The sequence below is a fragment of the Sutterella massiliensis genome (assembly GCF_016899755.1).
GTDB lineage: Bacteria > Pseudomonadota > Gammaproteobacteria > Burkholderiales > Burkholderiaceae_F > Sutterella > Sutterella massiliensis.
Window position 1 is genome coordinate 1 of record NZ_JACJJC010000399.1, and the last position, 281, is coordinate 281.

Annotated in this window: 1 protein-coding gene; it reads left to right on the plus strand. The window is 50.5% G+C overall.

Translation table 11 applies throughout. The annotated features are described in order from the left end of the window. Positions 1-28: 28 nt before the first annotated feature. The coding region (locus H6A60_RS13075) for a hypothetical protein (protein ID WP_205105296.1) at positions 29-281 on the plus strand (253 nt) is incomplete at its 3' end.

Here is a 281-nt window from a genome sequence, read left to right on the forward strand (position 1 = left end):
GAAGAGAGTCTATTCGTATCCACAGGATATGGCTGACAAGATTGTCCGTCGTGGCAAGCCTGTCTCTCTTGGTAACGGTTCTGAAGTCACGGTAGACATCGCTGTCTATGATACTCAGAAGGGTAAGGGACACCGTGTCGAAAAGATCACAGTCCATAACCTCGTAGAGTACATCCGTGATGAGAAGCTCCCTGAGGTTCGTGAAGACGTCACTGCACCCTTCGAAGTCTCTCCACATACTCCTGTGACCCCTCCAAAGACTGGTCCTGGAGTTCCTTGGT